This window comes from Paenibacillus sp. DMB20, assembly GCF_000987955.1.
Lineage (GTDB): Bacteria > Bacillota > Bacilli > Paenibacillales > Paenibacillaceae > Paenibacillus_AQ.
Genome location: NZ_LAZU01000035.1, coordinates 24,238 through 42,735, shown reverse-complemented (window position 1 = coordinate 42,735; position 18,498 = coordinate 24,238). Strand labels below are relative to the sequence as shown.

Genomic DNA, 18,498 nt, shown 5'->3' with positions numbered 1-18,498 from the left:
CAGGCATTCCCGCGCTTCACGGCTCCGATAAAAAGCCGCCTTCCGGCCTCGTGATAGAAGCAAGAAGGCGGCTGACCCTTTCAACGTCACGCGCCAGGTTTTTATTTAGATTAGCGAAAAAACTTCCTCTGCGCCAACAGACAGCTTATTTCAGGAAATCCTTCTTGTCCAGGGCATGATCCACGAGCCGGATTTCGCTGATCCATCCGTTAAATACGCCGTCCAGCTTATTGGCGTACTGGCTCGCGCCAACCATCCATGGCTTGTTCGCCGTCGCGAGGCCGTAAACCTTTGTATCCGGATTGCGAAGTACTTCAACCCCGTCAATATACATGGTGGTCGTCACCCTGTCATTTACGATCGCGATGTGATGCCAGCTGTCATCCATCTCCCAGGACCAGTTGGTCTGCTCGCTGTCGTAATTCACGGGAAACGCCGCCCACTGGATTTCTCGCAGGCTTGAGACGGACATCGTTGCTAACGGAGCGTCCGCGTCGCCTTCCAATTTACCGACATCCTTCCCGGTCCCAAGGCGTCCCAAAATGCCCATCCACGAATGCTTATCGCTTTGGAAGTCAGGTCCGAGCTTAACGATGGCTTCTACAGTATAGCCGTTCTCAAACGTATGTTTGTTGAGCGGCGCGGTATCCGATGTCTGCAAGTAAGCCCCCTTCTCCAGGGTCTTATCGCCAAAAAAGCGGATACCGGACCGGCTTTGCGGATTTTGGGCATTTCCCTTGTACCATACCAGATCCTCCGGTGCTGCAGCGCCTTCATCCTTCCGGTACAGATCATTTCCCTGATGAGTCAGGTCCCGCACAACCGGAGTGCCGTTGCCGACCACAGGCTGGCCCTCGGAAGCCGAGCGGTTTTCGAAACGCCAATGGGCCTGCGTGCCTTTTACATTAGGGATCTCTTTATCCGCCTGAATCACCGGTTGAAATCCGGAGAACCGTTCTTCGAAATCCATGGAAACCGTAAAATCATTAAAATCGTCGACCAGATTCTCTTCGTCAAAGATCGTTCTCTGACTCTCCGGCATACTCAAAACCCAAGGGGAGAACGATTTGGCATGAATGCGGTTTTTGGCCATGTCGAACTCCAACGTCCGCATGAGACCATTGCCGCCGTGGAAAGCACTCTGGTAATCCACAACCATCATGACCACATCCTGCCCTTTATCGTTCTTCATGATCTTATGGGCGTAGCCGTGATGATGTCCGTTGACGGTCAGAAAAATCTGGTCGTTCTTCTTGATCAGCTTATCCCACAAGTACTGGCCGTGGTCCGTCATCACCGCTTCCTTCTTGTCACCCGAAATGTTCAGGAGCTGATGGGTAAACAGCATAACCGGATAGGTTGGATGCTTGTCGATGACCCCTTGAGCCCACTTCAGCGATTCCTCGGACGATCTCCAGTCCAGAAAAAGCGCAATATACTTCTTCCCCGCCCCATCAAATAGGTAATAAGAGTTGAACCCATTCGCCGAGCTGCCGCCAAAACCCGGAATCGACTTCATTCGATCCGCGGAAAAGTACTGACGGAACGGTTCTTTTTGCAAATCGCGTTCATTGTCGTATTGGTTCGAATCCAACACGTCATGATTGCCTGCCAGGAATCCGTAAGGCAGCTTTGCTTTATCCAGCGTCTTCATCGCTTGATCCGCATTTTTCCATTCGTAGGTTTCATTTACCCGGTCTACCAAATCGCCCAGATGGGAGGTGAACATGATGTTCTCCTTTTGGGCATGGTCTTTGATCCATTTGGTCTGCGACATGAAGATTTCGTTTTTTATAACGCGCATACTTTTGGGTATCCGGTAAAATCGCAACCTTGAAGCTGCCGCCCTCTTTTGAAGCATGAGGCTTAGCTGTTGCCGGTTTGACGCCTGTAAGCACTCCTATCATTAACAAGGCTGACATCAGGATTGCAAAAGCTTTTCTAAATCGCGGATTCATTCTGGCTGTCCCTCCAAAATTAAGATATGGACCTATCTTAAAAGGAGAGTGTTATCGGAGCATAAGGGGAAATGGGGCTTTTGATTAACGCCATTCATTGGCCCCTACCGAAAAGGGATTTCAGCCGCTCGGCATAACTTTGCAGGGGGAAAGCGGGTTATAAAGGTAGAGAGCGGAGAGGGTGATGGTTTGGTGAGTGAGGACAAAACGGTGAGTACGGAGAAATTCTCGCCGGAGCTGCTGGAGCGAAGGAAACGGCGGATGAAATGGATGGATGGAATCCGACGGGGAAAGAGGATCACTTCCGTGACCTTGTTTATCGTGTTTTTGTTTATGCTGTTTTGGGGCGGAGTCAGCGCTTATTTTGAGATATCAGGGAAAAACGATCAGTTTAAGCGTGCGGTGGACACATTGGCAGAACTCTCCGGAAGCGGTACGAAGGTGGATCATAACTTTGGGACCGTCTCGTTAAGTCCGCTGCTGACCCAGACGGTGACAACTAGGCTATACCGGCAGATTGGGGAATGGAAGGTAATCACGGGCGAGTTGCATGCGGAAAAAAAACTTGTTTGGCGAGCTGAGATATACAATAAAAGAAACCCCGAAATATTTAGACGGATATGCTCCAGCTTCCTTTGGAATGCCGATGTCGCTTGTATATGGAGGCACCGATGGGAACGGGAAGAAAACAGAGGAGGCTTTGAAGCAATTGAGCCGGATCGAGGACGGTTTTGTGGCCGAAATGGGGTTTTCGCTCGGCAAAGGAATTGCTCCGGGTCAGCTTGCGGAAATGCTGTCCGGCTATGACCTCTGGATCATGGGCATGGCTGTATATTCAGGCGAAATTAAAGAAGTGAAGATATCTACCTATAGCAGCAGCGGCGATGCAATATATGCCCCTCATCTGACGCTTCGCCCCTATACGGCCTATTCGGATGACGGCGCCAGGAGAAGATGGAACCGAAGCATATCCAAAGACGATGTAAAAATGGCAGCGGACCAAATGATCAAAGACTTGGAATGGTTGACAAGCCGTGTGAACTACGACGGTGCCGGCGAGGATAAACAGCGTTTGGCTTACCTCAATGGGATACAGGTGTTTGGGGCAGTCGTCACCGGGCCGGTGAGAGAGCTGGAAAAGCTGAAGCAGGTACCGGGGCTTCGGGATTTCCGGCTTGGCCGGATCGAGGTCTGGAACTGGGAAAAGCATAAAACAAACATGCCTTGAACAGGTATATTCCCCATGGTATGGGCTTCAGAGAACTTTCGCCTCCTTAAACCACAACGCAAAGGGAGAGGGATCAGCCGTTTATTCCTTTGGCATGATCCCTCTCCGGAAGGGCCTCGTATAAAAGTCTATCCTGGCAGGAATATCTCGACAGGATAGACTTTTCACTCATGATCTCAGATTTGTCTTGGACTTTTCGAACCGGAAGTGCTATCCTCGTTAGCATTTTCCTAGCCCGTCCTCTTTCTGTTGACGTTCCCTTAGTTTCCTTATTCGTCCGTAAGCGACGAGATACCTTGTGTTACGCGGTCCAGCAGGTCCAGAAACAAGCCGCGCTCCTCGATGCTCAGCAATCCCACCATCGCTTCCAACCGGGCGAAGTGCTCGGGAGCCATGTCGCGAAGCTTATTTCTGCCTTCCTCGGTCAAAACGACCGATTTCTGACGCCCATCATCCGGACTCGGCCGCCTGGAGACCAGGCTGTCCCGTTCAAGAATATCGATGAGACCGGTCACCGTGGCACGCGTGACGCCCAAGTGCTCTGCCAGTTGCGAAGGCAGTTCTTCCCCCCCCGTTATCTTCAAGGTCTGCCAATAAGCGATACCGCCCCGCGGATAAACCGAATCTGGAGAAATGAACCTCCGCGGCATGTCCCAGCCAGGATCCCGCTGCGATCAGCCTCGAAGCAACGAGTATTGCCTGTGCGTCCACATCCAGATCATAGCGCTCGATCTGACGCTTGGACTGTATAAGCGAGGGAATAGCGTTCATCTGATGTGTTGCTTTATTATTCTTGGCCATGAACATAGTATGGCGCCTAATTAATTTGTAGTCAACCTGATTTTTCGTAACATCTCCCAGGTTCCTGCCATCTCAGACTTCCTTACCTGGACTTACAAAAATCTGCGTATCGCCTGGATGGCTGCCATATGTAATCCCTCATGGAAAATGGTCCGCACCAGAACCTGGGCGATCGTATACATCCCCGCCTCCGTTGGCGGAAACTCTTCTTCCATTCGCTCGCCGTACCTTTCCCTGATAGCAGCGATCTGCGTCCCAAGCTGATGACGCAGTGTGTCCAGCGTCGGGGGCGCCGTTTTCCAGTCGGCAGGGCTGGTTCCGTAGTCAAACCATTCGCGGTATCCTTCAGGCAGCTCAATCGCCTCTTTGGTCAAATGCCGAAGCCAAAGATACATATCAAAATAAACATGACCCAGGTTCCAGCGAATGTTATTCCGAAAGCCCGGCGGAATCTTGTCCGCCTGCTCCTCTGTAATCGATGCGCATACCTCCAGGGTGTGATTTCTGTACAGTTCCAACTGGGCAAACAACACCTCATGCCGCTTTTCCACTTTTTATCCCTCCAAAACATCCATTTCTTGTACTTATAATTCGATTCCAAGAAGTATTTTCCTTTTTCTGTATTTAAAAATCCATGGGTTTCCCGAGAATGCTCCTGTCCAATGTGGCGGTACGGCTTTTCCGATATGATCCAGAACAAAAAAAACAAGCATCCCGCTTCCAGCCCAAAGGCTTAGGAATAGGGACGCTTGTTTATAAATCACGCGCTCATCGAAAAGAAAGGGACGAGCCCATACGCTTAGACATACATGATAGACCAAGCGACGAGCCTGCACGGGAGCCATTCGCATAGGTGGCCGAGGGACGAGCCGGACAAAAGGAGCAGCCCGTCATTACTCCGCCAACCAAGCTTAGAGGGTCCCCTCCTATTTTACAAACCCGAGCAGCATCTCGCGGATCAGCTTGGCCGCCACGATTTGCGTCTGCTCCGTCGGGTCGTAAATCGGCGCTACTTCCACCAGGTCGCAGCCGACCACGTTCACGTCGGAATTCGCGATCAGATGAACGGCCTCGAGCAGTTCCTTCGACGTAATGCCGCCTGCTTCCGCGGTACCGGTGCCCGGTGCGGCCGAAGGATCCAGTACGTCGATGTCGATCGTCACGTATACCGGACGGTTGCCCATGGAAGGCAAAGCCTCCTTCAGCGGCTTCGCCACTTCGAACGGATGGAAGTTGATGTTTTTGTGGCCGTACTGGAACTCCTCGCGGGAGCCGGAACGGATGCCGAACTGATAAATATTTTTCCCGCCCATGATATCCGCGGCTTTGCGGACCGGCGTGGAGTGGGACAAAGGCTCGCCCTCATAATGCTCCCGCAGGTCGGCATGCGCATCGATATGGATCAAAATGAGATCCGGGTACTTGGCATGCATCTTTTGGATGATAGGCCATGTTACGAGGTGCTCGCCGCCGAGACCGATCGGAAATTTGCCGTCGTCCAGCAGTTTGCCCACATAATCGCCGATCACTTCCAGGCTGCGTCCCGCATTGCCGAATGGCAGCATCAGGTCGCCCGCATCGAAATAAGTCATGTCTTCAATGCTCTTGTCCAGATAAGGGCTGTACTCTTCCAAGCCTACGGAAGCCTGGCGGATGCGGGAAGGGCCGAACCGGGAGCCGGGACGGTAGCTAACCGTAAAGTCCATCGGCATGCCGTAAATAACGGCTTTCGATCCTTCGTAGTCCTCGGAGCTTAAAATAAACACGTTGCCGGAATATCCTTGTTCCAGTTTCATCAGCGTATTCGCTCCTCCCTACTTCACCAGGTCTTCCACGAATTTAGGCAGTACGAAAGCCGCTTTGTGGAGGCGAGGCGAATAGTATTTCGTATCCATCTCATCGATTTGGGACTCGTCCACTTCGAGCGGATCGTATTTTTTGCTGCCCATGGTGAACGTCCACAGACCGCTTGGATATGTTGGAATGTTCGCCCCATATACGCGTACGATCGGGAAGATTTCCTTCACGTCCTTGCTTACCTTTTGAATCAGGTCCGCTTTGAACCAAGGGTTATCCGTCTGCGCCACGAAAATGCCGTCTTCCTTCAGCGCTTCGTAGATGCCTTGGTAGAAGCCGCGCTCAAACAGCGGAGCCGCCGGACCTACAGGCTCGGTGGAATCCACCATGATCACGTCATATTCGTTTTTATGTTCATGAATGTGCATATATCCGTCATTGACCAGCACCTCCACCTTCGGATCGTCCAGCTTGCCGGCAATCTCAGGCAGGTACTGCTTCGAGTATTCGATCACTTTCCCGTCGATTTCGACGAGAACGGCTTTTTCAACTCCTGGATGCTTGATCACTTCACGAATGACGCCGCCGTCTCCGCCGCCCACAACGAGCACTTTTTTCGGATTCGGATGCGTGTTCAGCGCGGGGTGAGCGACCATCTCATGATAGACGAATTCGTCCTTAATCGTAGTCATGACCATACCGTCAAGGACGAGCATGCGTCCAAATTCCTCGGTATCGATCATATCCAGCTGTTGAAACTCCGTCTTCTCATGCACAAACGTTTCCCGTATTTTCGCCGTGATGCCGAAAGTCGGCGTTTGCTTCTCCGTAAACCATAATTCCATCGTCTCTACCTTCTTTCCGCTAGAATAAATGTTCAGCCATCCAGATCCAAGCCGTAAAACTTTATTCGGGCAAGCCACTCGTTTCACATCTTTTTCTATTGTACCAAACAAATTGTATTATATTAAATCAAGCCCAAAATGCAACCAAATTATCAGGGGCTGCTTCCCTTAAGCAAAATCGCCGTCCTGCGCATGAATATCCTTTTCCATGGTTCCCCATAATGAATAACAAGCAGAAAACGGCTTCGTCGTCCTTCTCATCTAGCGTCAGGGGCGTTTTTTACGAGAAATCCGGGAACAAAAACCAGCGAAAAGGAGCATCTGTATGGCAGGCCAGGATCGAAAACCGCATAAGCGCCGAAGAACATGGTTCTTCCGGCTGACAGCCCTGATGTTCGGTCTTCTTATCCTGACCGTTCTGGCAGGCGGCATTCTGCTGACCTATTGGTATGTTACGCCTCTTCCCGTCGCAAAAACGGAAAGGGCTTCGAGGCTCCTGGACAGCCGCGGGGAGGTCATCGCCACCTTCTCCTCCTCGGGCCGCTTCTCGGAAACAGTGTCCTTGGACCAAATCTCCCCCCCTGCTTGTCAAAGCCACGCTTGCGGTGGAGGACCGGAAATTTTACGACCATCCCGGCTTTGACCTGAAGGGTATGGCCAGAGCGGTACTCGTCAATCTGGAGCATATGAACAGCAAACAGGGAGCGAGCACGCTAACCCAGCAGCTGGCGCGAAACCTGTATTTGTCCCATGAAAAAACCTTGGAGCGAAAGCTCAAAGAAGCCAAATACACGGTCCAGATGGAGATGAAATACGATAAAGATGAAATTTTGGAAATGTATCTGAACGAGATTTATTACGGACACGGTGCATACGGCATCGAATCGGCAGCGCGCATGTATTTCGGCAAGCCGGCCAAAGAGTTGAATCTGGCCGAGAGCGCCATGCTCGCGGGAATTCCGAAGGGGCCAACGTACTATTCTCCATATAACCATATGGAAAATGCGATGAACCGCCAAAAACTCGTGCTGAACGCCATGGTGGAAACCGGGGATATTACCCAAAGCGAGGCCGACAAGGCCGCTTCGTCAAAGCTGGCGCTGCTTCCGCAGGACCGGCAGGAGAACAAGGCCACCGCGTCCTTTTTCCGGGATTATGTACGGGGGCTGCTGACCGCCAAGCTGAACATTACGGAGCAGCAGCTCGAGCAAGGGGGACTGAACGTTTATACAACGCTGGATCCCCAAGCGCAGCAAGCGGCGGAGGAAGCCGTGGCGAAGGAGATGGACGGGAAGGGAGAGCTGGAAACGGCCCTGGTCTCGGTCGACCCCCGCAACGGCTACATCAAAGCAATGGTCGGCGGGAAGAACTACCGGGAAAACCAGTACAACCACGCTTTGGCCAAAACCCGTCAGCCCGGCTCCACCTTTAAACCGATTATGTACCTGACAGCTCTGGCATCGCATGAAATGACCGGCGTGACGATGTTTAACAGCCAGCCGACCCTGTTCCACTACGATAACAACCGCAAAACTTACAAGCCCAGCAATTTTGGAGACAAATATCTCGGCGAAATCAATATGCGGCAAGCGATCGCAGCCTCGGATAACATTTACGCGGTCAATACCATTTTGCAGATCGGCCCGGAGAAGGTAACGGAAATGGCAAAAAAAATGGGCATTACGAGCACGCTGGAATCCGTCCCTTCCCTTGCGCTGGGAACGTCGCCGATCAGTCCGCTGGAGATGGCCTCCGCCTTTGCGGTTCTTGCCAATAACGGAAAGCGGGTAGATCCCGTAGCCGTGTTGAGCATTACCGATGCCGCCGGAAGGAGCCTGTACAGCGCGCCGGAGGATGAAGGCGAGCAGGTCGTAGAGCCTGCTGCAGCGTACGTGCTCACCCGGATGATGGAAGGCGTATTTGAAAACGGGGGAACCGGCAGACGTGTGTCCTCGCTCATGAAACGTCCCGTGGCCGGCAAAACCGGCACGACCGATACGGATGCCTGGCTGGTGGGGTATACGCCCGAGCTGTCGACTGCCGTCTGGGTCGGCTATGACAAGGGCCGAGAGATCAACACAAGCGAGGGACGGCATGCCGCGCCGATCTTTGCCCAGTTTACGGAGAAGGCGCTGGAGAACGTTCCGCCGAAAATTTTCCCCATCCCCGAAAACGTCGTAAGCGTCTATATCGATCCGGAAACCGGTAAGCTGGCCGATGCCGATTGCCCGGAGAAAGCGCTGGAGGTGTTCATCAAGGGTACCGAGCCCACCGAATACTGCACCGAGCATGGCGAGGAGCCGAATAAAAAGGCCAAGCCCGCCGACACCGTCAAACAGGAAGAACGGTCCTGGTGGTCCGATTTCAAGCGGTGGTGGGTGGAGTAAGGGGGATCAGCCGGAATGCAAGGCAGCCGGCCCCGACAAAAACGAACAGCCCTGCATAGATAGCATCCATGCAGGGCTGTTTTCCTTTAAGTTATAAGACATCCGTCTGTTCAACTTAAAAACCGAAAAGCGAGGTCGGCTTCAGAAGCGAACCGATTGAGTCTCCGATCACCATCATCGTGATAAATACCGCAGCATAGATCAGCAGAATGGCATACAGCGTATCCAGTCCGCGAACGTTCTCCCTTTTGTAACCCATGGTGATAACGGCCGGAGCGGTAAAGATCGCCCCGATCATGCCGATGCTCATTAAGGCAACCCCGATTCCGCTTCCCATCATGATGAACAGGAATCCAACGAAAACGATCACGATCAACGGAATCAGCAGCGTTCCGTAACGGGCGATGATTTCCCTGAAATCCGCCGATGGATTCGTTGAAAGCTTCACGGCCCCAAAGGTATACACAGCCACCAGCAGCATGAACACCGCGAGCCAAAATACGGGCTTTATCACCAGATCGACAAACGGGCTGTTCATGTAGCTGCGTGCCGATCCGATAGACAGATACGTCATCAGCGGGAGAATGAGAACGAACAGAACGATCGATATGATCCCGTTCAGAAACTGCTCGGAACCCGTTCTTTGTGCTACGCCTAACGGATTCTTCAAACCCTTAACAAAATAGTTGAAGTAGATCTTGGAATTCTGCTTGGCGCTCTCCAGATAAGGATTGGGCTGAGGCGTTCCCTGGCCGGTATGGCCGGACGTGTGGGCCTGGGGCGCAGATGCCGTGGTGTAATGCGCCTGCTGGCTGCCGGCGGAGGCTTCCTGGCCTGCTCTTTCCGCATCCGCTTGGGCAACGGTTCCGGAATGGCCCGCTGTAAAACGCACAACTTCAGCTTTCGCCTCGGGCTGCTCCATTGTGCCTTCGTTTTCCATTACCAGCTTGTTGCCGCATTTCCGGCAGAACTGGCCGCCTTCGTTCTCGTGCCCGCAAATGGTACAAATCATTATTTTCCTCCTTCGTCGGCTGCACATTCCATCTTGAATATATGTAATATGTCTAAAAATATGAAGATATGTATGAAATCTGCCATTCATAAGTTGGATATGTGAGCCCTGAGCTATTTTAGGTATTAGTATATATGCGCTCAAAAGGGATTGGAAGTATTTTCTGTCCCCTCTCTCCCATTTAGCAAGCTTGTTAAAAATTGGTTTATACTATATATAAGGCCCTTATATAGGATAGTGATTAATTAAAAAGTAGGTGCAGCTGCATGACTCATCAAAAAAAATAACGGATCGACGCCGCTAAACCGGCCTCTTCCCCATTCGCTCTATTCGGCTGCCGCCTTGGAAGCAGCCCCGCTTTTGCTTGGACAGACGCTTGTGCGCCGGACGGAGGACGGGGAAATCCGGTGCAGGATCGTTGAAACGGAGAGCTATGGAGGCCAAGAGGATAAAGGCTCGCATGCCTTCGGCGGCCGGCGCACCGCCAGAACGGAAACGATGTTTCACGCCGGCGGCAAAGCTTATGTTTACCTGATCTATGGGATGTATCACTGCGTCAATGTCGTCACGGGACCGGAAAATGATCCCCAGGCCGTTCTGATTCGGGCGGTGGAGCCGCTGACCTCCCGTGACGCGGACCGAATGCGACTGTACCGCGGTAAGCTTCCGGCCGGAAAGCCCTCGAATCTAAGCAACGGACCGGGCAAGCTGTGCAGGGCGCTCCGCATCGACAAAAGCCTGAACGGCTGCCGCCTCGACCGGATCGGCGGTCCCCTGTATCTTGAACAGGGGGAAAGCGCGGCCGGATTGCCCATCATGCAGTCGCCGCGGATCAATATTCCCTATGCCGAGGAGTATGCGGGCAAGCCTTGGCGGTTTTATATTGAAGGAAATCCATATGTGTCGGTTGTTGATAAGCAAGCCGTTCCTTTTCTCTATAAATAAGCTCTGATGTGCCCGGGAACGGGCATTTTTTTTCACCATAATAATCAAATGTTCGTTTGAATAATGATCATTTTTGGCGTATAGTGGAATTAACAATCAAATGATCATTTGAATATGATGCTCCATCATCCGTTTTACGATGAACGTGATAAAGAACAACAAAGGGGAGGCTACCAACATTGACCAACACCAATCCAAATGTTTCTACTCCATCTGTACAGGACCAACTGGACGTATGCGAAACTTTTTGCCCATCGCCGGAAACGGTCTCCCGGCTGAAGCATGATATTTCCGACGACGATGTAGCGGGTATGGCCGAAATTTTTAAAGCCCTTGCCGATCCTACCCGGGTAAAAGTCGCGTACATGCTCGATCGGGGCGGCGAGCTGTGTGTCTGCGATGTCGCGGAAGTGCTGGGAAGCTCCACGGCAACGGCTTCCCATCATCTCAGGACTTTGAAGAATAAACATATCGCCAAATCCCGAAAAGAAGGCAAAAACGTATTTTACTCCCTGAAAGACGATCATATTCGCACCCTGCTTCATATGACACTGGAGCATCAAAAGGAGAAGGTGGACTTATGAGACATCATAACGATCCCGTAACAGGCGGCATAGAAAAGGACCGGGACTTGGAGTTTGCGGAATACCGGGTTCAAGGCTTGTCCTGTCCCAACTGTACAAGAGAGATGCAGGAGGAAATCCGGAAGCTTGAACACGGCCGGGAGGCCAAACTGAGTTATAACAGCGGCAAGCTGACCGTTTCCCCAAGAATTGATCTGCAGCGCGTGGAAAATATTCTGAAAAGCGATGGAGCTCGCCTGATCCGCCCATCGGCCGATTCCGCTTCCTTGGCCGGATCCGCGGGCAGCCGCGGGCATTCTCACTCTCATGGCACTCCTCATCACTCGCATGGCGAAAGCATGAACACGGCGATGAGCACGGTCATGGGCACAGTCATAGCCATGGTGAAGGAGCGCGCATGAAATGGCTGCTCTCCATCTCTGCCGTTCTTTATTTGTTGACGTTTGCCCTCGATAACCGGGTGGCGGAACCTGTGCTTATTACGTTTTATGCTGCAGCCATGATTCTGAGCGGATATACTACGTTTCTCCGCGGACTGCGCAATCTGACCAAGTTTAAGTTTAATATGGATACGCTGATGACCGTAGCACTCGTCGGAGCCGTCTTCATCGGGGAGTGGCGGGAAGCCACGTTGGTCGCCATCCTGTTCGGCCTGAACGAAATGCTTGAAGGCTACGGCATGAACCGGGCCCGCCAGTCCATGGAAGCCCTCCTTGCCGCCGCACCCAAGGAGGCCGAGCTGATCCGGGACGGCCAGGCCGTACGCGTACCGATTGCAAGTTTGTCCCCCGGCGACATTGTCCGTGTCCGTCCGGGAGAAAAGATTCCGTCGGACGGGATTATCTCCCAAGGAACCGGCGCTGTTAACGAGGCAGCCATTACGGGTGAATCCGTTCCGGTAACCAAGCGGGAAGGAGACCTCGTATTCGGCGGCAGCGTCAGCAGCGACGGGCTGCTGAATGTTGAGATTACCAAGGCTTATGAAGACTCTTCCTTGGCGAAAATCATGCATCTTGTTCAGGAAGCACAGGACAGCAAGACCCCGACAGAGCTGTTTATCGATAAATTCGCCAAGTATTACACGCCGGCCATCATGGTGATTGCCCTCATCGTAACGCTTGTGCCGCCGCTCCTGTTCGGCCAGCCGTGGATGACCTGGGTTTACCAAGGGCTATCGATTCTTATCGTCGGCTGTCCCTGCTCGCTGGTGCTGTCTTCCCCGATTGCGCTTGTGAGCGGCATGACCCGGGCGGCCCGGAACGGCATCCTCGTCAAGGGCGGCGTACACCTGGAACAGCTTGGCCGTCTTCAGGCCATCGCCTTTGACAAGACCGGTACCCTGACTCGCGGCGAGCCAGCCGTTTATGAAGAGATTGTTTATAATGAAGACCGATTTTACGGCGTGATCGGGGCGCTTGAGCAATCCTCCTTGCACCCGCTGGCCAAAGCGGTGATGAAACATCTGGCTGCCAAACAGCCGGAGCAAAGCTTTGAGGAGCCCCTTCAGCCGGCCGTGCTGCCTGGAGAAGGCGTGCGTGCGGAGGTTGGCGGAACCCTGTATTGGGTGGGCAGCGAAGAAGTGCTGCGCCATATTCAGGGGGCGGGAACAGCGCAGCTGGATCAAGTCCGGAAAGACATCGGCCGCCTGAAAGAGCAGGGCTACACGATTATCGTGGCCGCAAGCGAGCGGTCCGTGCTGGGATTGTTTGGACTGGCGGACGAGATTCGTACGGAAACGCCGGGCGTCATCCGAGAACTGCATGAAGCCGGAATTACGAATACCATCATGCTTACCGGCGACCATGCGCAATCGGCGGCATCCATCGCGAAGCAGGCGGGGGTGTCCGGCTATTTTGCGGGACTTCTACCTGAAGAAAAGGTTGCCAAAATCAAAGAGCTGGCGCATCAGCAGAAGACGGGCATGGTGGGCGACGGCATTAATGACGCACCGGCTCTGGCCGCAGCCGACCTCGGCATTGCCATGGGCAAAGGGACGGACAGCGCCATCGAAACCGCGGATATCGTCCTCATGCAGGATCACCTCGGCAAGCTGCCGAATGCGATCCGGACGGCGAGAAAAGTAAACCGCATTATCCGTTGGAACATCGGCATATCCCTGTCTCTGAAAGCCATAGCCCTGCTGTTGACCATTCCCGGATGGCTCACCCTATGGATTGCCATCATTTCGGATATGGGCGCGACCATTCTCGTTACGCTTCTTGGACTGACCATACTGTTGGGCAAAGATAAACCGGCTGTCACGGCCTGACAGACTGACGACCAAACAGATAGCCTTCTAAAAACAACGTCAGACTACTACTTCAAGCCTTTCCATAAACGCAGCCTTAACAAAGCGGGGTGTCCCACAGTCATCTTGGATGACAGGGACACACCCTCATTTTGTTAATCCTTCCGTTTGAATACGACATCCGTAACAATCGGTAGATGATCCGAGGCCTCCGTCCTTATTACCCGCTGATTGTCGTGCCGAAGAGAAGGCGACGTTAAGATATAATCAATGATTGTGGACGGATTGCGGACCGGGAAGGTATAGGCATCATCCATTCCCTGAAAACCGTTTACAAACAAGCCGCTATTCAGCAGCAGCTGGAGCTCCCCGCTTCCCGGCTCTGCATTGAAATCTCCCAGTAAGAGCGCTGGACCTTCCGCGACCGACACAAGGTCAATAATTTCCTGCGCCTGCGCCATACGGCCTGGAACGTCCAGTCCAAGGTGCGTGTTGTACACATTTACATGGATGCCCCGTACATTCACGACGGCATGCAGAATCCCGCGCTGTTCTTTACCAAAGCTGCTGAGCAGCACATTTTCAGACCGGATAATCGGGTGTTTGCTTACAATGGCGGTACCATACTGCGGCCTTTCGGTCTGTCCCTCCGCCGGATCAAAGTCGAGGTTGGCCCCATAGGCATAATGATACCCGAGCAAGCCCGCCAGCTCTTTAGCCTGATCTTTAAAAGCACTGCGAATCCCGAAAAACCGGTCAACCTCCTGCAAGCCCACGATCTCCGCACCGGAATCACGAATGACCTCCGCGATTCGTTCGAGGCTCAGCCGACCGTCCAGGCCGACGCCGTGATGGATGTTGTAAGACATGAGGGTCGTTCCCGCTTTTTCGCCGTTCCCTCTGTCCTCTGCCTGTGCGCCATATGAACATATCGAAGAGAACAGCAGACTGAAAACAAGCGAAATCATCCGTATCTTCATCATTTACTCTCCCTTCATCCGTATAATGGGGGTAATTAAGACCATTATGTAACCGGATTCCCGTTTATTATACACTCCCGGCTGCAGCTGAAAAATTAACTTTAAGAGATCTTGTAAAATTCGGGGATGCGTTTCGGTTACTTTTGGGGGATATATGAATTATAAATTTTATGATAAACTTCACGATAGAAAAATGTCTATTTCGTGAAAATACTAGCGATAGATTAGAATTGGAGGCATGAAACGTGCGGGAAGTATTAAAAGAGTTTAAGCAGTTCGCACTCAAAGGAAATATCATGGAGCTGGCGATCGGGGTCATCATCGGAGGCGCATTCGGAAAAATCGTGTCGTCTCTCGTTAACGATTTATTGATGCCGCTGCTGGGACTGCTGCTAGGCGGGCTCGATCTGTCGGCGCTCCATTATCCGGTCGGCGGAGCCGATTTGAAGTACGGCGCGTTCTTGCAGGCAGTGATTGATTTTATCATTGTGGCTTTTTCGATCTTTATGTTCATTAAGGGACTCAGCCTGCTGAAGCGCAAGGAAGAAGACGCACCGGCCGCACCCGCTGAACCGCCCAAGGAGGAAGTGCTGCTTACCGAGATCCGGGATCTGTTGAAGCAGCAAAATGAAAATCAAGGCAGTCGCTCTTAATACTCAGGGAAGCCGAAAAACGGAGAATTGCTCCTTCGTTTGCGGCTTCTTTTTTTGTGATTCCAATAAAGCCCGGGCATATTCTATCTGAAAATTGACGCGCGTCAAGGTCTTTATCCCCCATCCCCTATATGATGAAAGTGTGAATAAAAGAAAGGGGAATGACAAAATGAAAACCGCCAAATTCCAAATGGAAGAATTGACTTGCCCAAGCTGCGTGAAAAAAGATCGAAGGTGCTCTTTCCAAACAGGAGGGCGTGAAAGAAGCGAAAGTACTTTTTAGCTCCAGTAAATTAAAAGTCCATTTTGACGAGGAAGCCGTGACGGTCGAACAGATCAAATGCATGGTTCAAAAGCTGGGGTATCCTGTGCTGGAATCCAAAGAGGTCTAATTGCCCGATATTTATCATGGGCGGGTATGGCTATCAGGATATTTCGAAAGGGATGACAAGACATGACCAAAAAGCATAGAGGCCTCACCGTTCTCATTTCGGGTGTTTTTCTTGCCCTGGCTTTTTTGTTTAACCTGATCAAACTCGATTTTATGAAGGATATATCTTTAATTGCCGCCACAGCCATTGCGGGCTATCCTATCATGCGAAACGCATGGCAATCGGCCAGGATGAAAACATTCAGTATCGAGCTGCTGGTCACCGTTGCCGTGATCGGGGCCTTGTTCATCGGCGAATACGTGGAATCGGCAGCCGTTACGTTTTTTATTCCTGCTGGGGGCTTATTTGGAAGCACGCACTTTGGAAAAAACGCGCTCCTCCCTAAAGTCCTTAATGGACATGGCCCCGCGGGAAGCGAAAGTCTTAAGGGATGAAAAACCGGTAATGATTCCGGTTGAAGAGGTCCTGAAAGGGGACCGGGTTCTTATCCAATCGGGCGAGAAGATCGCCATCGACGGAAAAGTGGCCTTCGGCCAAGGCTTCATTAATGAAGCATCCATCACGGGAGAATCGGTTCCGGCCCGGAAGGAAGTCCATGACACGGTATTTAGCGGAACCGTGGTTGATCATGGATACCTCGAGGTCATCGCTGAAAAAAGTCGGGGAGGATACCGCTTTTGCCAAGATCATTGAGCTCGTGGAAGAAGCGCAGGAATCCAAAGCCAAAACCCAAAAATTCCTGGAAAAATTCGCTTCTTTCTATACGCCGGCGATTTTGGCGCTTTCGGTCATCGTTTTTCTATTCACAAGGAACATAGAGTTAACCCTGACTTTCTTGGTCGTCGCGTGCCCCGGAGCCCTGGTCATTTCCGCCCCCGTTTCGATCGTGGCGGGGATCGGCAATGGAGCCAAAAGCGGTGTGCTCATTAAAGGCGGCGAAACGATGGAGCATCTGTCCAAAATCAATGCCGTCGTATTTGACAAGACCGGAACATTGACCAAGGGTCGGCCGGAAGTAACGGCCATTAAGGCTTACCGGATGGAAGAAGAGCTTTTATTGACCCGATTGGCCGAAGCGGAGGTCGTCTCGGAACATCATTTAGGGAGGACGATTGTTCAAGAAGCCCTGAACCGAGGCTTATCTCTTGTTCGCCAACCCAGCGACGTGGAAATTGCCAAGGGGAACGGGATAAAAGCTGTCATTGAAGGAGAAACCTGGGCCATCGGAAACCGTAAGTGGATGGGCATCCATTCGGTTCGTATAACAGATGAAGTCGACGCCTATGCCATTGAACAGGAGAAACAGGGAAATACGGCGATTTTTGCAGCAGCGGGAACTGACATCATGGGCGTAATTTCAATTGCCGATCAGGTCCGCGCGGAAGCACGGGAAAGCATCCGTCGGCTAAAGGACAACGGCGTCAAGCAGATTTATATGCTTACCGGGGATAATCGGCATACGGCGGAGAAGGTGGCGAAGCAGCTTGGAATCGATCAGGTATTTTCCGAACTGCTTCCGGCAGATAAAGTCGCAAAAATAAAGGAACTGAAAGCTCTCGGTCATAAAGTGGCTATGGTGGGAGACGGCATTAACGATGCGCCGGCCATTGCGGCGGCCGACGTCGGTTTGGCCATGGGCGGAACCGGTACGGATGCGGCCATGGAAACGGCGGATGTTGTGTTAATGGCAGGCAAGCTTGATCAACTGGTCCATGCATGCAAGCTGTCAAAAGCAACCGTCAGAAATATGAAGCAGAACATGTTCTTTGCCGTATCCGTGGTTATGATATTATTGGCCGGCGTCCTGACCGAGCATATTTTTCTTGCCTCAGGCATGTTCATTCATGAATTGAGCGTCCTGCTCATCATCGTTAACGCCATAAGGCTTGTAGGTTATAATAGGCACCAAAGGGGGGATCATCGCCATGAATCCATGCGAAGCGCACGGCCAGGAAGAATCAAGTGTTAAAAAGCTTTGCATTTCCGTCGTTCCTATCTTTAATCATCTCCAAAACGATGAAATGGTTGAGATTGCGAAAAAAAAGCTCGCATCGAACGTATCAAAAAAGGAGAGACTCTGTTTGAAGCAGGTGACTCTTCCGACCATATTTACATCGTTCACCGGGGGCAGATGAAAATCTACCGTTTATCCGAATCGGGCAAAGAACAACTGGTCCGGATTCTGGAACCGGGGGATTTTATGGGCGAGCTGTCCCTGTTTGCGGATGAAACCTTGACCCATTATGCGGAGGCCTTGAAAACAACCGAAATCTGCGCCATTCATAAATCGGATCTTCGGGAAATTCTTCTTGCCAAGCCGGCCATTGCCCTGAAAATCCTTGAAACGATGAGCAAACGCCTGAACGAAGCGGAAAAAATGATCGAACGTTTCAGCTCTCAAGATGCCGAAAAACGTATGGCTTCTTACTTGATTGAGCTTGTTCATGGGAAGCCCCAACCCCTTTCTTCCGGCAGTCCCGTCGAAGTCACCCTGCCAATGAGCAAAAAGGATTTGGCATCCTATATAGGCATGACGCAGGAAACGTTAAGCCGGCGCCTTACTTCCTTTCAAGAACGCGGCTGGATCCGGCAAACGGGACAGAGAAAGCTGATCATTCTGGATATGGAATCGATCCTCGAAACTTCCATTGAGTAAAAAATACGAAAA

The 18,498-nt window shown here is 51.9% G+C and carries 15 protein-coding genes and 3 pseudogenes; 11 read left to right on the top strand and 7 right to left on the bottom strand.

The window, feature by feature from the left end; translation table 11 throughout:
- Nucleotides 1-145: 145 nt before the first annotated feature.
- Nucleotides 146-1,804, bottom strand: coding sequence for a LamG-like jellyroll fold domain-containing protein (locus tag XI25_RS18945; protein WP_046679742.1), 1,659 nt, complete (start codon nucleotides 1,802-1,804; stop codon nucleotides 146-148).
- A gap of 704 nt (nucleotides 1,805-2,508) precedes the next feature.
- Between XI25_RS18945 and XI25_RS18940 the strand changes: the two genes are divergently transcribed.
- On the top strand, nucleotides 2,509-3,186 hold the full coding sequence (locus XI25_RS18940; protein ID WP_052759677.1) for an anti sigma factor C-terminal domain-containing protein: 678 nt from the start codon (nucleotides 2,509-2,511) through the stop codon (nucleotides 3,184-3,186).
- Between the two features lie 269 nt (nucleotides 3,187-3,455).
- On the opposite strand, the pseudogene XI25_RS18935 reads toward XI25_RS18940, so the two are convergent.
- The 4 genes and pseudogenes from XI25_RS18935 to speE form a co-directional block, all read right to left on the bottom strand.
- Nucleotides 3,456-3,987: pseudogene (locus XI25_RS18935) on the bottom strand (MarR family winged helix-turn-helix transcriptional regulator).
- A gap of 92 nt (nucleotides 3,988-4,079) precedes the next feature.
- Nucleotides 4,080-4,538 carry a DinB family protein gene (locus XI25_RS18930; protein WP_046679741.1) on the bottom strand — a complete coding sequence of 153 codons (459 nt, stop codon included), beginning with the start codon at nucleotides 4,536-4,538 and terminating at the stop codon, nucleotides 4,080-4,082.
- A gap of 375 nt (nucleotides 4,539-4,913) precedes the next feature.
- Nucleotides 4,914-5,783 carry an agmatinase gene (gene speB / locus XI25_RS18925; protein ID WP_046679740.1) on the bottom strand — a complete coding sequence of 290 codons (870 nt, stop codon included), beginning with the start codon at nucleotides 5,781-5,783 and terminating at the stop codon, nucleotides 4,914-4,916.
- 18 nt (nucleotides 5,784-5,801) lie between these two features.
- Nucleotides 5,802-6,629, bottom strand: a complete 828-nt coding sequence (speE, locus tag XI25_RS18920) for a polyamine aminopropyltransferase (protein WP_046679739.1) — start codon at nucleotides 6,627-6,629, stop codon at nucleotides 5,802-5,804.
- A gap of 325 nt (nucleotides 6,630-6,954) precedes the next feature.
- Between speE and XI25_RS18915 the strand changes: the two are divergent.
- Nucleotides 6,955-9,016 (top strand): annotated as a pseudogene (locus XI25_RS18915) (transglycosylase domain-containing protein).
- Nucleotides 9,017-9,131: 115 nt separating this feature from the next.
- Here the strand turns inward: XI25_RS18915 and XI25_RS18910 are convergent.
- Complete coding sequence (locus tag XI25_RS18910; protein ID WP_046679738.1) at nucleotides 9,132-10,028, bottom strand: zinc ribbon domain-containing protein; 897 nt, start codon at nucleotides 10,026-10,028, stop codon at nucleotides 9,132-9,134.
- A gap of 273 nt (nucleotides 10,029-10,301) precedes the next feature.
- Here XI25_RS18910 and XI25_RS18905 point away from each other — a divergent pair, with 273 nt between their 5' ends.
- The 3 genes and pseudogenes from XI25_RS18905 to XI25_RS18895 all read left to right on the top strand — a co-directional run bounded on the left by XI25_RS18905 (nucleotide 10,302) and on the right by XI25_RS18895 (nucleotide 13,826).
- A complete protein-coding gene (locus tag XI25_RS18905) occupies nucleotides 10,302-10,973 on the top strand; it encodes a DNA-3-methyladenine glycosylase (RefSeq protein WP_046679737.1) in 672 nt (223 codons plus the stop codon).
- 179 nt (nucleotides 10,974-11,152) lie between these two features.
- Nucleotides 11,153-11,557, top strand: coding sequence for an ArsR/SmtB family transcription factor (locus XI25_RS18900; protein WP_046679736.1), 405 nt, complete (start codon nucleotides 11,153-11,155; stop codon nucleotides 11,555-11,557).
- 104 nt (nucleotides 11,558-11,661) lie between these two features.
- A pseudogene (locus XI25_RS18895) lies at nucleotides 11,662-13,826 on the top strand (heavy metal translocating P-type ATPase).
- A 134-nt stretch (nucleotides 13,827-13,960) separates the two neighbouring features.
- Here the strand turns inward: XI25_RS18895 and XI25_RS18890 are convergent.
- Entirely contained in the window at nucleotides 13,961-14,788 is an 828-nt protein-coding gene (locus XI25_RS18890; protein WP_235439987.1) for an endonuclease/exonuclease/phosphatase family protein, read from the bottom strand.
- Between the two features lie 242 nt (nucleotides 14,789-15,030).
- On the opposite strand from XI25_RS18890, the gene mscL reads away from it, so the two are divergent.
- The 6 genes from mscL to XI25_RS18870 all read left to right on the top strand — a co-directional run bounded on the left by mscL (nucleotide 15,031) and on the right by XI25_RS18870 (nucleotide 18,486).
- On the top strand, nucleotides 15,031-15,438 hold the full coding sequence (gene mscL, locus XI25_RS18885; protein ID WP_082112433.1) for a large-conductance mechanosensitive channel protein MscL: 408 nt from the start codon (nucleotides 15,031-15,033) through the stop codon (nucleotides 15,436-15,438).
- A gap of 257 nt (nucleotides 15,439-15,695) precedes the next feature.
- Nucleotides 15,696-15,830: a hypothetical protein gene (locus XI25_RS36960; protein ID WP_442950417.1), complete on the top strand. Its 135-nt coding sequence runs from the start codon at nucleotides 15,696-15,698 to the stop codon at nucleotides 15,828-15,830.
- Nucleotides 15,831-15,892: 62 nt separating this feature from the next.
- On the top strand, nucleotides 15,893-16,264 hold the full coding sequence (locus tag XI25_RS36395) for a hypothetical protein (protein WP_327204819.1): 372 nt from the start codon (nucleotides 15,893-15,895) through the stop codon (nucleotides 16,262-16,264).
- A 10-nt stretch (nucleotides 16,265-16,274) separates the two neighbouring features.
- Nucleotides 16,275-16,523 (top strand): P-type ATPase, encoded by a 249-nt coding sequence (locus XI25_RS36390; RefSeq protein ID WP_327204818.1) that lies wholly within the window; start codon nucleotides 16,275-16,277, stop codon nucleotides 16,521-16,523.
- A complete protein-coding gene (locus XI25_RS18875) occupies nucleotides 16,426-17,799 on the top strand; it encodes a heavy metal translocating P-type ATPase (protein WP_327204817.1) in 1,374 nt (457 codons plus the stop codon). The genes XI25_RS36390 and XI25_RS18875 overlap by 98 nt, the downstream gene beginning before the upstream one ends.
- 81 nt (nucleotides 17,800-17,880) lie before the next feature.
- Nucleotides 17,881-18,486 (top strand): Crp/Fnr family transcriptional regulator, encoded by a 606-nt coding sequence (locus XI25_RS18870; RefSeq protein WP_327204822.1) that lies wholly within the window; start codon nucleotides 17,881-17,883, stop codon nucleotides 18,484-18,486.
- Nucleotides 18,487-18,498 lie beyond the last annotated feature (12 nt).

Coding starts and splice junctions, on each gene's coding strand:
- XI25_RS18945 (WP_046679742.1), bottom strand. CDS start 1,804: ATGCGCGTTATAAAAAACGAAATCTTCATGTCGCAGACCAAATGGATC.
- XI25_RS18940 (WP_052759677.1), top strand. CDS start 2,509: ATGCGGAAAAAAAACTTGTTTGGCGAGCTGAGATATACAATAAAAGAA.
- speB (WP_046679740.1), bottom strand. CDS start 5,783: ATGAAACTGGAACAAGGATATTCCGGCAACGTGTTTATTTTAAGCTCC.
- speE (WP_046679739.1), bottom strand. CDS start 6,629: ATGGAATTATGGTTTACGGAGAAGCAAACGCCGACTTTCGGCATCACG.
- XI25_RS18910 (WP_046679738.1), bottom strand. CDS start 10,028: ATGATTTGTACCATTTGCGGGCACGAGAACGAAGGCGGCCAGTTCTGC.
- XI25_RS18890 (WP_235439987.1), bottom strand. CDS start 14,788: ATGATGAAGATACGGATGATTTCGCTTGTTTTCAGTCTGCTGTTCTCT.
- XI25_RS36395 (WP_327204819.1), top strand. CDS start 15,893: ATGACCAAAAAGCATAGAGGCCTCACCGTTCTCATTTCGGGTGTTTTT.
- XI25_RS36390 (WP_327204818.1), top strand. CDS start 16,275: ATGATTCCGGTTGAAGAGGTCCTGAAAGGGGACCGGGTTCTTATCCAA.
- XI25_RS18875 (WP_327204817.1), top strand. CDS start 16,426: ATGACACGGTATTTAGCGGAACCGTGGTTGATCATGGATACCTCGAGG.